The following is a 13,803-nucleotide window of genomic DNA, read 5'->3' on the forward strand; positions in this document are numbered from 1 at the left end:
AATTAGCGCCCAGGGAACATGCCGCCGCCAGGCATCATGCCTTTCATTTGGCGCATCATGTTCTTCATTCCACCCTTCTGCATCTTTTTCATCATCTTCTGCATTTGAGTGAACTGCTTCAATAGACGGTTTACGTCCTGAACCTGAGTACCAGAACCTGCTGCAATACGTTTTTTACGAGAACCTTTAATAAGTTCTGGTCGTGCACGCTCAGCTTTGGTCATCGAGTTAATGATCGCTTCCATTTGAACGAAAATCTTATCGTCCACTTTATCTTTCACATCAGACGGCAATTGTGACATACCAGGAAGCTTATCAAGCATTCCCATCATGCCGCCCATGTTTTTCATCTGTTGTAACTGGCTACGGAAGTCTTCTAAATCAAAGCCTTTTTTATCTTTGAATTTCTTCGCCAGTTTTTCTGCTTCTTTCTTATCAACGTTACGTTCTAGATCTTCAATTAAAGAAAGAACGTCACCCATACCTAAGATACGTGAAGCCACACGGTTCGGGTGGAACGGCTCTAGTGCGTCGGTCTTTTCACCCACACCCAAGAATTTAATTGGCTTACCTGTAATATGACGAACAGATAATGCCGCACCACCACGCGCATCACCATCAACTTTAGTCAGGATTACACCCGTTAAAGGTAGAGCATCGTTGAACGCTTTTGCCGTGTTTGCCGCATCTTGACCTGTCATGGCATCAACCACGAACAATGTCTCAACTGGGTTTAGGGTTTGATGGACGTCTTTAATTTCATCCATCATCTCTTCATCAACGTGAAGACGACCAGCAGTATCGACGATAACCACGTCGTAGAACTTCAGCTTACCGTGCTCTAATGCAGCCTTGGCAATTTCTACTGGTTTTTGCTCAACATTAGATGGGAAGAAATCGATACCGATATCACCTGCTAATGTTTCTAGCTGTTTGATCGCCGCAGGACGGTAAACGTCGGCAGAAACCACTAATACTTTTTTGCTATCGCGCTCTTTTAATAGCTTACCTAGTTTACCAACGCTGGTTGTTTTACCCGCACCTTGTAAACCTGCCATTAAAATCACAGCCGGTGGCTGACAGCTTAAATCTAGGCCTTCGTTTTCTTCGCCCATCACCAATTCAAGTTCAGCTTGAACGATCTTGATGAACTCTTGACCTGGAGTCAGGCTTTTCGATACTTCAGTACCAACAGCGCGCTCTTTTACACGCTTAACGAACTCACGAACAACGGGCAGCGCAACATCGGCTTCGAGTAAGGCCATACGTACTTCACGTAGGGTATCCTTGATGTTGTCATCCGTAAGGCGACCACGGCCGCTGACATTTTTAAGCGTTCGCGATAAACGCTCGGTTAAATTTTCGAACATGTAGTGCTACTCGCTCGTTACGCAACTCAATCAAAATTGCAAAATCACTAAAATTGGCACAAGTATACCGCAAAAAGCCCCTCGCTTTCATGTAATCCGCTGTCACTTTTAGGTATTACGTTGGCGGCGAAGGTTTGAGCAAGGTATAATTGCAACTCTAAAACCTTATAAAATAGCCATTAGTTAATACGGAGCTATCTCATTTATTATGGATATGTTACTTGCTATTCCAGCCGTTGGCTTTTACATCATTGCACTTTTGCTGGTGATCCCGGGGCTTGCAAATAATAACGGCATTAAAGCCCAGCCTGTTTTTGCAGCCGCAAGCATTGCGATTGTGCTACATATCCTATTGCTTAAAGATCTTATCTTTGCCGGCTCAGGACAAAACCTCAGTATCCTTAACGTTGCATCGTTGATCAGCTTGATTGTGGCAATCTTGACCACGGCTGCAATGTTAAAAATGCGGATTTGGTTTTTACTGCCTGTTATTTACAGCTTTGCTGCAATCAACTTGGCTGCATCAGCATTATTGCCGGGGGCTTTTATTACCCATTTAGAGGCGCATCCGCAAGTATTACTGCATATTTCTCTTGCGTTGTTCTCATATTCAACCCTGATGATTGCTACTTTATACGCAATTCAGCTGGCTTGGCTTGATCATAAGCTAAAACATAAAAAGAGCTTAGCGCCTAACCCTAATATTCCACCGTTAATGATGGTTGAACGTCAACTTTTCAAGATCATTGTAGTGGGATATGTGCTATTAACTGTCACTTTATTCACCGGTTATCTGTTTATTAACGATATCATAGCCCAAGGTAAAACCCATAAAGCGATACTATCATTATTAGCTTGGTGTGTTTACAGCGTCTTATTGTGGGGTCACTACCGACAAGGTTGGCGTGGGCGTCGTGTGATTTGGTTTAGCTTAATTGGCGCCTTTCTATTAACTCTGGCTTACTTTGGGAGCCGCTTCGTAAAAGAAATTATCATTGGCATGTAATTAACATTGTCTAATCTTGATTCATATAGAATCTCACTATAATTAAAACATTGATAACTTTGCCCTATTGGGCTTTCAGCTTGTATAAAACAATTAAGGATTACAACTTTTGGACGATATCTCCACGGGTGTACTGTTCTCTCTACTCATTTTAATGATCATCCTATCAGCCTACTTCTCCAGTTCAGAAACAGGCATGATGGCACTAAACCGCTACAAACTGCGCCATATGGCCAACCAAGGCCACAAAGGAGCAAAACGTGTTGAGAAGCTACTTTCTCGGACTGACCGCTTAATCGGCTTGATCTTAATCGGTAATAACCTTGTAAATATCCTCGCGTCTGCCATCGCAACCATTTTAGGTATGCGTTTATACGGTGATGCAGGGGTGGCGATTGCAACCGGTGCTCTAACCATTTTAATTCTCGTTTTTGCCGAAGTAACGCCGAAAACTGTTGCTGCGCTTTATCCAGAGCGGATCTCTTATGCCAGCAGTATTGTGTTAAATATCTTGATGAAAGTGCTTTACCCATTGGTATGGTTCGTCAACGGTATTACCAGCGCTTTCTTATTCTTGCTGGGTTTAAAAAGCAGTGATAACACGTCATCAAAATTGAGTTCAGAAGAACTGCGTACTGTGGTTAATGAAGCTGGCGGCTTGATCCCACGTCGTCACCAAGACATGCTGCTTTCAATTCTGGATTTAGAAAATGTCACCGTTGAAGATCTGATGGTGCCACGCAGTGAAATTGCAGCGATTAACGTAAATGATGATTGGAAATCAATTGTTCGTCAGTTAAGCCATTCAGCTCACGGTCGTATCGTGCTGTACCGTGACAATATTGATGAAGTCGTGGGTATGCTACGTGTCCGTGAAGCATATCGCCTTATGATGGATAAAAACGATTTCAGTAAAGAAAACCTTCTACGTGCAGCGGATGAAGTATATTTCATACCAGAAGGTACACCACTGAATATCCAGCTGTTGAAGTTCCAGCGCAATAAAGAGCGTATTGGTCTGATTGTTGATGAATACGGTGATATTCAAGGCTTGATCACAGTAGAAGATATCTTAGAAGAGATCGTCGGTGAATTTACAACCTCTATTGCGCCAACGTTAGCAGAAGAAATTACCGCTCAAAGTGATGGTAGTTTAATGATTGAAGGCAGTGCCAACATTCGAGATTTGAACAAGAGCTTAAATTGGAAACTGCCAACTGATGGCCCTCGAACCTTAAATGGTTTGATCTTAGAGCACTTAGAATACATTCCAGAAAATCAGGTCAGTATTATGATTGCTGATCATAAGATGGAGATTGTGGAAGTGTCAGACAATATGATTAAGTTAATCAAAGTGTTACCAGACAACCCATAATAAACACAAAAAAGCCGACATGATGTCGGCTTTTTATTATCTGTTGTTTGCCCACCAGCTTATTTTACTTTTAGCTCTTGCAGCATCGCTTCTGGGAGTGCCAACTCATTATTTAAGTTAACAGAGATCCCTTGCGCTAGGATCGTTTGAGCAATTTGCTTCGCTTCATCTAATGAGTGCATGTCATAAGTTCCACACTGGTATTCATTAAGCTCTGGGATCTGATCTTGTGACTCAACCTTGATTACATCTTCCATCGCCGCTTTCCAGCTTGCCGCAACCATCTCTTCAGTTGGCGTGCCGATTAAGCTCATATAAAAACCTGTACGACATCCCATAGGTGAAATATCAATGATCTCGACATCTTTCGAGTTTAAATGCGCACGCATAAAACCTGCGTAAAGATGCTCTAAAGTATGAATACCACGCTCACTTAAAATATCGACATTAGGGCGACAAAAACGCAGATCAAACACGGTAATCGTGTCACCTTTTGGGGTCTGCATGGTCTTTGCCACACGAACCGCAGGTGCATTCATCTTAGTATGATCGACGGTAAAGCTATCAAGTAATGGCATTGTTTGCTTCTCCTTGCACGTAAATCCTGACTTATTCAATTATTGGTGTTTTTCCTAAGTTAACAACTTATGAATTAAAACCACCAGCTTCTCTTACTTTCTAATTCTTTGCGGCACTGTTTTAGCTGCCAACCATAATTCTTCGATTGCTGCTCTACTTTACGCGCAACCTTGGTCAACCATGGCTTTTTCCAATATGTTCCACGTTTATAGCCACCTCGCCCTTCATGGTAAGCAAGGTATTGACGATACGCATCCCATTTAGAGATCCCAAGCTGACGCTGGGTTTCATGGGTATACCAACCAACAAACTGTAGTGAATCACCAAAGTCGGTACGAGAGCCACCATGCCCGGTGTGTTTTTGGAAATCTTCCCATGCTGGATCTTGCGCTTGTGCGTAACCATAAGCACTGCTCACACGTCCCCAAGGAATAAAACCGAGTACGTAATCTTTTGGTGGTTGAGCATCATGACGAAAGCTACTTTCTTGCTTAATAATTGCCATCGCCACATTGATTGGCGTACCCCAATCTTTTTGCATATCAACAGCATCGTCATACCAACTAGGGTACTGACGGAAGATATTACAAATATTCGACTGATCCCGTGGCGGCGCACTAGCACACCCTGTCACAATGAAAGTGATACCGAGTAACAAAAATAAACGAAGAGAAAGCTGCATATATACTCGCACGTTAAAAATAAGGCATGGATTGAGTACGACAGGATAGCAAGATGAAAGCGAATAGAAACTGAAAGAAAGGTATGATCATCCCTGTTATATCTGTGCGCATCACAAAATATAAAAAATAATAAGCTGGTACCGTCCTGATACCAGCTTTAATTAACACGAGAAGCTTATAACGCTCTCTGTGCTGCTATTTATAATCCGATATTAATGTCGGCAAAATAGTTATCAAGGTATTCGTCAAAAGAGACAGTATCATCACGTTCAATTTGCTGTTGCTTCTCTATTGAATGATGTACTTCTTGTTCAAACGTTTTTGTATCATAAAAGCGGAAACCTTGCTCATTTAGGTAATCTAAATGTTGTGCCGCTAACTTGTAACCTACATTACCAATGCCTTGCTCCGCTTTAATTTGCTCAAGCAATTGCGCTGATAGCGTACGTTCAGGATGATGGATCCAACCTAATAAACGCTCACATGTTTGTTGGTAAAGAGTGTTACCGTTTAGCTCATCAATGGTTTTCGCTACTTGCTCCAACTCAGCAAAGACACGCGAGCCCCAATCTTTTAAGCTTAAACGCTCACCCGCACAGCCGATCTTAAGCATTAGCTCAGGGTTACGACCGTCAATCACCACACGGTTCCAGTTATCACGCCAGCAAGCTAACTCACTGTCATCCATATCAGCAGATGGTGTTAATACCGCCCACGTTAGGAATAAATCAAGGAAACGAACTTGATCTTCACTGATACCAATCGGGCTAAATGGGTTTACATCTAGCGAACGTACTTCGATGTACTCAACACCGCCACGCTTTAATGCTTCTGATGGTTTTTCACCACTTTTGGTTACACGTTTAGCGCGAATTGGCGCATAAAGCTCATTTTCAATCTGTAGCACATTGCTGTTTAGCTGACGGCGTTCACCATCAACAATCACACCAATGTCAGCAAACTCTTTTGACGGAGTATGAATCGCTTTATTTAAGCCTTCTAAGTACTGATCTAAGCTATTAAAGCCAATTTTCAGCGAGCTTTGCGCATTATTGGTGTAACCCAAATCACTTAATCGTAATGCTGTTGCATTTTCTAAGTAATAGGTACCTGTACCCACTTTGCTAAATGATTCCTTCACTTTGTCGTCTTTAATAAAAGAGCCACAAAGTGCAGGAGACGCCCCAAATAAATAAGGGATTAACCAGCCAAAGCGGTAGTAGTTACGGATCAAACCGAAGTATGCGTCTGATACTGATTCTTGGCGTTGCTCTGGTGTCTGCTCACCAAATAAACCATCCCAGAAACTATCAGAGAATGAGAAGTTAAAGTGAACACCAGAGATGATCTGCATCACGCTACCATAGCGATGCTTTAAACCTTCACGGTAAAGCGTTTTCATACGTCCAGTATTCGATGAACCGTATTGCGCTAAGGTAATGTCATCTTGCGAGCCAACAAAACATGGCATCGACATTGGCCATAAACGCTCACCATCCATTTTGCTTAAGGCAAATTTATGGATATCTTCAAGTTGCCATAACAGCTGATCAATGTCGGTTGATACTGGTGTAATAAATTCCAACAATGATTCGGCAAAATCAGTTGTGATCCACTTATTGGTTAGTGCAGAACCTAGTGCCACAGGATGAGGTTGTTGGGATAAATGCCTGTCAGCAGTAATTCGAAGTGACTCTCGTTCAAGTCCACGCCCAAACTGGGTTAATGCATCAGCATGAGTAGAAAGCTGCTGTAACCTCTGTGAAAAATCCATCAAGGCTATTCTCGTTTTAATCTAATTTAAGGAAAACAGAGTAATCATTATTGCGTGTGATTACCATCATTTATATCAGCAAAACTTGCGAAAGACTTTTACTGAATGGTAACAACTAGCACCGCGTACTAGTTGTTACCGAAAGCACGATTATTTCGTTAGGGAGAGAAGATGCACAGGTAACCCTAATGTCTTCAATTGTGGCTCTAAGCTTTTCGCATCACCAACCACAATGATTTGATAGTCTTTAGGGTCAAACCATTTTTCAGCAAGTTTATCCATCGTAGATTTGCTGATGCTATCGACAATATGATTACGTTGCGCGACAAAATCCTTAGGTAGATGATAGGCTAAAATATTACCTAATAAGGCTGCTTTTTGGCTTGGCGTTTCATAACTAAGAGCATCTTGCTGACCTACCGCTAAGCGCATAAAGTTAACCTCTTTATCAGTTAATCCAGATGTACTCATTTTCTTAAGTTCAGCTAAGAATTCTTTAATCGAAGCAACGGTAGTATTGGCGCGAACTTGCGCGTAATACACGCCTAGTCCTACCTCTTTACCACCACTGAAATAACCGCCAGCTCCATAGGTATAGCCTTTATCTTCACGTAAATTCATGTTGATACGGCTATTAAAGTTACCGGCTAAGTTAAAGTTCGCTAACTGAGTTTTAAATAGCTCACCCGTTGCATCAAATGGCATCCCCTGACGCGCTAAACGGATCACCGTTTGTGGAGCATCAGGTTTGTTCACTAACCAAATAGCTTGTTTCTTTAGTACAGGTAAAACTTGTGGCGTAATACTTGGTGCTGGTGCCCCTTGCCATTGCCCAATAGGTGCTAACGCTTTCGTTAATTGAGATTGGGTAATATCCCCCACCACAACGGCATCAGCACTGTTTGGCGTGTAATAACGCTGGTAGAAATCTTTCACATCTTGCAGCGTGATACGACTCAAGGTTTGTTTCGTACCATCAGATGGGCGACTAAATACCGTTCCTTTAAATAAGACTTCTCGGGTTGCTTGGCCTGCTAACCAATCAGCACTTTGGTGCTCATAAACAATACCTTCAATCATCTGCTTTTTAAGGCGGTTAAAATCACTTTCTTTAAACGCAGGATGGAATAAACGCTGCTCCAATAACGCCATAGTTTCAGGTAAGTTTTTGGTTAATGTGCTTAGCGATATTGTGGTGCCATAAAGCCCTGCACGCACAGAAATATTACTGCCTAGTGTATCTAACTTAGAAGCCATTTCTTCAGCTGTAAACTTCTCTGAGCCTTCATTCATCATGGCAGCAGTAAGCTCAGCTAAGCCTTCTTTATTTGCGGGATCTAAACGTCGCCCAGCAGGTACTGTTAATTGCAAGCTAATGGTTGGGGTTTCTTGATACTGAGTACCAATCACTTTGATCCCATTCGCCAAGCTAAATTCATATAGCGTTGGCATTACCGCTTTAACAGGTTTTGAAGCCTTCGGCATTACTGAGCGATCAAAGTTGTCTTTGACTGTACGGTACGCCAGATCTTTATCTTTGATCTTGGTATTTTTCGGTAACACTCGAGGAGCTGGCGTATAGTTAGGTTTCGCCGCCTGAAGCTGTAATTCACCATGTGGAATAACACTTAGCGTAACACTTGGATGCTGATAAATGTATTGGTTATACGCACGCATAACGCTCTGCGTATTCACTTTCTCAATGTTCGCTAGATCCGTTAAAATGTAGTTAGGGTTACCAAAAAATGTTTGGTAAGCCGCAAGTTGCGAGACCTTACCACTGACACTTTGTAAGCCATAAATCGCACTCGCTTCTACCGAACCTTTAATTTCATCCAGTTGGGCTTTTTTGATCCCTTGCTTTTCAATGCCATTAACGACTGACATCACTTCTTTACGTAGTGTATCTAAATGGCCTTTGTCACCACTTGGCGCCATCGCATACACATACATGGTACAAGCAAGCTCTGCACAATCTTGAAATGCGCCGGCATCAACGGCTTTGCCTGTTTTCACCAATTTTTGATACAGCAAGCTATTGGTACCGCTACCGATCACTTGGCCCAACATATCTAATGATGGTTGCTCTGCTGCGCCTAAATACGCAGTCGGCCATCCCATCATTAACATTGGCTGCTTAATATTATCTTGCAGTGTAATGTAACGATCAGACGGTAATGTCACCGGCTGCTTCGGTGCATTTTTTACTTCAGGACCACGCGGAATAGAGCCAAAGTATTTATTTACCCACTCCAATGTTTGCGCTTTATTAATATCACCACCAATGGTTAAGGTAGCATTGTTTGGCCCATACCAGCGCAGGAAGAAAGCTTTAAGATCGTTAACATCAACACGATCTAAATCTTCTACATAGCCAATGGTTTGCCATGAATATGGATGGCTACGTGGATATAACGCTTCCGCCATTTTTTCATAAATCAAACCATACGGACGGTTTTCAAAGTTTTGCGCACGCTCGTTTTTCACTGTATCACGCTGAATTTCAAACTTACGCTGAGATACCGCATCCAGTAAAAAACCCATACGATCGGACTCAAGCCACAAGACTTTTTCTAATTGATTAGCTGGCACCGTTTCAAAATAATTAGTGCGATCTCGGTTAGTACTGCCGTTTAAATTACCGCCCGCTTCCGTGATCAATTTGAAATGCTGCTGATCACCAACATGTTTCGAGCCTTGGAACATCATATGCTCAAAGAAGTGAGCAAATCCTGATTTACCTTGTTGCTCCCGTGCTGAGCCCACATGGTACGTCACATCCACATTCACTAATGGATCAGAATGATCAGGCGATAAAATCACAGTTAGCCCATTAGCTAAACGGTATTTACTATAAGGGATCACAGCTTCTCCCTTCACCGCTTTAACTTGTTCGACAAACGTTACCCCTTTCGGTAACGCTTGGGTTGATGACTGCTCTACAAATTGACTACAGCCCGTTAGTGACAGCACCGCTGCACTCAGGATCCATTTTTGCACTCTCGAATTCCTTAAAATGGTAATGATGGAAAAAGTCCCAGTACGATTGCGGCTAATGCGATATAACGTAATGTTTTTCCAATAAATATAACTACAGCACACCACCAAAAACGCATGCGTAGCCAGCCTGCTGCTAAACATAATGGATCACCAATGATAGGCATCCAACTGAGTAACAAGCTCCAGTAACCGTATTTTTTTAACCACAATAAAGCTTTATGACTCTGTTTTTGCTCGGAAGTTTTATCGGGAAGCAAAAGCCCTAACCAATAATTGGTGAGACCACCTAAGGTATTACCTATTGCAACGACAGCGACAATTTGCCAAATCGGGTTATCACCCAGCTTAACTGCCGCAATAAGATTAGCCTCAGATCCACCGGGTAACAAAGTGGCACTTAAAAAACCGGTAGCAAATAACACCCATAATCCCGTATCACCGGAAAAAAACTCAGTCATTGATTAACGCCTTAAAATATTGATAACGCAGTGTGCCATTGGACGATAATCGTTTAAACCGTTTTTATTATGCTTAAAAACGAAAAAAGGCAGCGATATGCTGCCTTTATCTTCAATAATGAATAATGGAAGTATTAACCACCAACCAGTGCTAACAAAATACCGGCAGCTACTGCTGAGCCTAATACCCCTGCCACGTTTGGTCCCATTGCGTGCATTAGTAGGAAGTTTTGCGGGTTGGCTTCTAACCCAACTTTATTAACCACACGTGCCGCCATTGGTACCGCAGATACACCCGCCGCGCCGATCAGTGGGTTAATTGGCTCTTTACTAAAGCGATTTAACGCTTTTGCCATTAACACACCGCCACCAGTACCGACACTGAATGCCACCGCACCTAGCACCAAGATACCCAGTGTTTCGATCTGAAGGAATGTCGCGGCTTCAAGTTTTGAACCAACACCTAAACCAAGCATGATAGTCACAATGTTGATAAGCTCGTTCTGTACTGTATTTGACAGACGATCCACCACACCAGACTCACGCATTAAGTTACCTAAACAGAACATACCAACCAGCGGTGTTGCTGATGGTAGGAACAAGATTGTCATTAACAATACCGCTAATGGGAACAATACTTTTTCCGTCTTCGTAACATGACGAAGCTGTTGCATCTGAATTTGACGCTCTTCAGGTGTCGTTAATGCTTTCATGATCGGTGGCTGGATAATCGGCACCAGTGCCATATAGCTATAGGCAGCAACCGCAATTGCACCTAATAAATCAGGTGATAAACGACTAGCAAGGAAGATAGCTGTAGGACCATCTGCACCACCAATAATAGCGATTGATGACGCATCAGCGAGCGTAAATTCCATACCCGGTATAACATTCAATACAATTGCACCGAATAAGGTAAAGAAAATACCAAACTGCGCTGCCGCACCTAATAACAAGGTTTTAGGGTTAGCAATCAAGGCACCAAAGTCAGTCATGGCACCTACACCCATGAAGATCAACAGTGGGAAAATTCCCGTTTCAATCCCCACATAATAGATGTAGTACAGTAGACCACCAGGATCGGTGAACCCAGCATTAGGGATATTGGCAAGAATGGCACCGAATCCCATCGGCAATAGCAATAACGGCTCAAAGCCCTTACGAATAGCCAAAAACAGTAGAGCACACCCGACGATGATCATCACGATCTGACCAAACTCGAAGTTCGCAATCCCTGTTTCGGCCCAGAGTTTTAATAAACCTTCCATGGTTACCTCTTATGCCAAACTAATGATTGGCGAGCCAACAGTCACAGAGTCACCTTCTTTTACATGTAGTTGGTCAACGACACCGCTACGTGCTGCACGTACTTCTGTTTCCATCTTCATCGCTTCTAAGATCACTAACACATCACCTTCAGTCACTTGGTGACCCGGCTGAACGTTGATCTTAAAGATATTACCCGCTAGCGGTGCACCTACCGCCTCCGCTGCAGCACTTGGCGTAGGTGCAGTGACAGGCGCTGATGCTGGCTGTTGTGCCACTTCCACAGAAGAAAGTTCACCACCTTCTGCAACTTCAACGTTATAAACCTGACCGTTTACACGTACGCTATAGCTTTCAACCTCAGCAACCGCTTTCACAGCAGGTGCTGCAACAACAAGCTCTTCACCCGTAGGTACTGGCTCGAAAGCATCTGGGTTGTTACGGTTTTTCAGGAAGTTAAGCCCAACTTGTGGAAATAATGCGTAAGTTAATACATCATCTACTTGCTGCTCAGCAAGCGTAATACCGTCAGCTTTCGCTTTCGTCACTAATTCATCTGTTAACGTTGATAGCTCATCGGCAATCAAATCAGCAGGACGGCAAGTAATTGGCTCAGCGCCATCAAGTACTTTTGCTTGAAGCTCACTATTTACTGGCGCAGGCGCAGCGCCATATTCACCTTTTAAAATACCGGCAGTTTCTTTACTGATACTCTTATAACGCTCACCTGTCAGTACGTTTAATACCGCTTGAGTACCGACAATTTGTGATGTTGGCGTAACTAATGGAATAAAACCAAGATCTTCACGTACACGTGGGATCTCTTCTAATACTTCATCAAAACGATCGGCTGCACCTTGCTCTTTTAACTGACTTTCCATGTTAGTCAGCATGCCACCAGGTACTTGTGCTAATAGAATACGTGCATCAACACCTTTCAAGCTGCCTTCAAATTTCGCATATTTTTTGCGAACATCACGGAAGTAGCTGGCAATCGGAGCGAATTTTTCAAGATCTAAGTTCGTATCACGACCAGTACCTTGGAGCATTGCAACGACCGTTTCTGTTGGTGTGTGACCGTAAGTTTGGCTCATTGAAGAAATAGACGTATCGAGAATATCGAGTCCGGCTTCTACTGCCTTCACAGCAGTTGCTGTTGAAAGACCCGTTGTTGCATGACAGTGTAAGGCTAGTGGAATATCACATGATGCTTTAATGCGTTTGATCAGCTCTTCAGCTTCATAAGGCTTGAGTAACCCCGCCATATCTTTAATACAAATCGAGTGACAGCCAAGATCTTCCAAACGCTTAGCTAAATCAGTCCATGTATCTAATGTATGTACAGGGCTAGTAGTGTAAGAAATCGTACCTTGCGCATGAGCTCCGACATCAACCACAGATTTAGTTGCTTTCTCAAGGTTACGTACATCGTTCATGGCATCAAAAATACGGAAAACATCCATACCATTCGCATGTGCACGCTCAACAAACTTTTCTACAACATCATCACCATAATGACGATAACCAAGTAGATTTTGTCCACGAAGTAGCATCTGCATCGGTGTTTTTGGCATCACTTGTTTTAATGCACGCAGACGCTCCCAAGGATCTTCACCAAGATAACGAATGCACGAATCAAAAGTAGCGCCGCCCCATGTTTCTAACGACCAATAACCCACATCATCAAGTTGAGCGGCAATTGGCAACATATCTTCAAGGCGAAGACGGGTAGCAAATAAAGATTGGTGTGCATCACGCAATACCACATCGGTGATAGCTAGAGGCTTGGACATGTTCAAAACTCCTTGTAAGAATAAGTGTCCTAAAATCAAAACTGTGTATTAGTTGGAAATATCAGCTCGAGCTTTTCGCTTGGCGATACTGATGCACAGCGGCTGAGATCGCTGCAATCACATCAGGTTTAATACCGTTTTGATTTGGGATCACTGCCGATTTGGCAGTTTGAGGCGCTTCAATTGGCTCTGCTGGCGCAAGTTTTGCCAACAATTTCACCAAAAAAATAAGGATTGATAGAAAGACAAATACAACAACCATTCCTGTTGCCATAATTACCGCAGCTTGCCACAGCGTATCTCCCAGATCAGTCATCATAAATTCCTTCTAATTGTGACCGTAGTGTTAACGATTATCATGACAATAAAAAACAAGTCAAATCGATTCATAAAAATTGATTAAATTTGCAACATTAGTCTGATTTTTACTCGTTATAAACGTAATTATCAGTTTTTATTGCAGAATTTCTTTACATGCAGCCACGATATAAATAGTGAT

The 13,803-nt window shown here is 42.7% G+C and carries 11 protein-coding genes; 2 read left to right on the forward strand and 9 right to left on the reverse strand.

Annotation, left to right across the window (positions count from 1 at the left end; all coding sequences use genetic code 11):
• Window positions 1-2: 2 nt before the first annotated feature.
• Window positions 3-1,370 carry a signal recognition particle protein gene (ffh, locus tag E5A76_RS03400; protein ID WP_008988042.1) on the reverse strand — a complete coding sequence of 456 codons (1,368 nt, stop codon included), beginning with the start codon at window positions 1,368-1,370 and terminating at the stop codon, window positions 3-5.
• A gap of 208 nt (window positions 1,371-1,578) precedes the next feature.
• On the opposite strand from ffh, the gene E5A76_RS03405 reads away from it, so the two are divergent.
• The gene (locus E5A76_RS03405; protein ID WP_053986455.1) at window positions 1,579-2,376 is read left to right on the forward strand and encodes a cytochrome C assembly family protein; all 798 of its coding nucleotides are present in this window, start codon (window positions 1,579-1,581) and stop codon (window positions 2,374-2,376) included.
• A gap of 109 nt (window positions 2,377-2,485) precedes the next feature.
• Window positions 2,486-3,751, forward strand: coding sequence for an HlyC/CorC family transporter (locus E5A76_RS03410; protein WP_053986456.1), 1,266 nt, complete (start codon window positions 2,486-2,488; stop codon window positions 3,749-3,751).
• 59 nt (window positions 3,752-3,810) lie between these two features.
• Here the strand turns inward: E5A76_RS03410 and luxS are convergent, their stop codons facing one another.
• The 8 genes from luxS to E5A76_RS03450 all read right to left on the reverse strand — a co-directional run bounded on the left by luxS (window position 3,811) and on the right by E5A76_RS03450 (window position 13,620).
• Window positions 3,811-4,329, reverse strand: coding sequence for an S-ribosylhomocysteine lyase (gene luxS / locus E5A76_RS03415; RefSeq protein WP_161118101.1), 519 nt, complete (start codon window positions 4,327-4,329; stop codon window positions 3,811-3,813).
• A 74-nt stretch (window positions 4,330-4,403) separates the two neighbouring features.
• Window positions 4,404-5,012, reverse strand: a complete 609-nt coding sequence (locus E5A76_RS03420; RefSeq protein WP_161118102.1) for a transglycosylase SLT domain-containing protein — start codon at window positions 5,010-5,012, stop codon at window positions 4,404-4,406.
• Window positions 5,013-5,212: 200 nt separating this feature from the next.
• Window positions 5,213-6,790, reverse strand: coding sequence for a glutamate--cysteine ligase (gene gshA / locus E5A76_RS03425; protein ID WP_187695542.1), 1,578 nt, complete (start codon window positions 6,788-6,790; stop codon window positions 5,213-5,215).
• Between the two features lie 147 nt (window positions 6,791-6,937).
• Window positions 6,938-9,787: a M16 family metallopeptidase gene (locus E5A76_RS03430; RefSeq protein WP_161118104.1), complete on the reverse strand. Its 2,850-nt coding sequence runs from the start codon at window positions 9,785-9,787 to the stop codon at window positions 6,938-6,940.
• An 11-nt stretch (window positions 9,788-9,798) separates the two neighbouring features.
• Window positions 9,799-10,245, reverse strand: a complete 447-nt coding sequence (locus E5A76_RS03435; protein WP_045066484.1) for a YqaA family protein — start codon at window positions 10,243-10,245, stop codon at window positions 9,799-9,801.
• 134 nt (window positions 10,246-10,379) lie between these two features.
• A complete protein-coding gene (locus E5A76_RS03440; RefSeq protein ID WP_161118105.1) occupies window positions 10,380-11,513 on the reverse strand; it encodes a sodium ion-translocating decarboxylase subunit beta in 1,134 nt (377 codons plus the stop codon).
• A gap of 9 nt (window positions 11,514-11,522) precedes the next feature.
• The gene (gene oadA / locus E5A76_RS03445) at window positions 11,523-13,304 is read right to left on the reverse strand and encodes a sodium-extruding oxaloacetate decarboxylase subunit alpha (RefSeq protein ID WP_161118106.1); all 1,782 of its coding nucleotides are present in this window, start codon (window positions 13,302-13,304) and stop codon (window positions 11,523-11,525) included.
• Between the two features lie 61 nt (window positions 13,305-13,365).
• Complete coding sequence (locus E5A76_RS03450; RefSeq protein ID WP_107167467.1) at window positions 13,366-13,620, reverse strand: oxaloacetate decarboxylase subunit gamma; 255 nt, start codon at window positions 13,618-13,620, stop codon at window positions 13,366-13,368.
• Window positions 13,621-13,803 lie beyond the last annotated feature (183 nt).

The organism is Photobacterium lucens (assembly GCF_009873615.1).
Lineage (GTDB): Bacteria > Pseudomonadota > Gammaproteobacteria > Enterobacterales > Vibrionaceae > Photobacterium > Photobacterium lucens.

Excerpts from the sequence above, each read along its gene's own strand:
- ffh (WP_008988042.1), bottom strand. The coding sequence starts at position 1,370 with ATGTTCGAAAATTTAACCGAGCGTTTATCGCGAACGCTTAAAAATGTC.
- E5A76_RS03420 (WP_161118102.1), bottom strand. The coding sequence starts at position 5,012 with ATGCAGCTTTCTCTTCGTTTATTTTTGTTACTCGGTATCACTTTCATT.
- oadA (WP_161118106.1), bottom strand. The coding sequence starts at position 13,304 with ATGTCCAAGCCTCTAGCTATCACCGATGTGGTATTGCGTGATGCACAC.
- E5A76_RS03450 (WP_107167467.1), bottom strand. The coding sequence starts at position 13,620 with ATGACTGATCTGGGAGATACGCTGTGGCAAGCTGCGGTAATTATGGCA.
- E5A76_RS03435 (WP_045066484.1), bottom strand. The coding sequence starts at position 10,245 with ATGACTGAGTTTTTTTCCGGTGATACGGGATTATGGGTGTTATTTGCT.
- luxS (WP_161118101.1), bottom strand. The coding sequence starts at position 4,329 with ATGCCATTACTTGATAGCTTTACCGTCGATCATACTAAGATGAATGCA.
- E5A76_RS03405 (WP_053986455.1), top strand. The coding sequence starts at position 1,579 with ATGGATATGTTACTTGCTATTCCAGCCGTTGGCTTTTACATCATTGCA.
- E5A76_RS03440 (WP_161118105.1), bottom strand. The coding sequence starts at position 11,513 with ATGGAAGGTTTATTAAAACTCTGGGCCGAAACAGGGATTGCGAACTTC.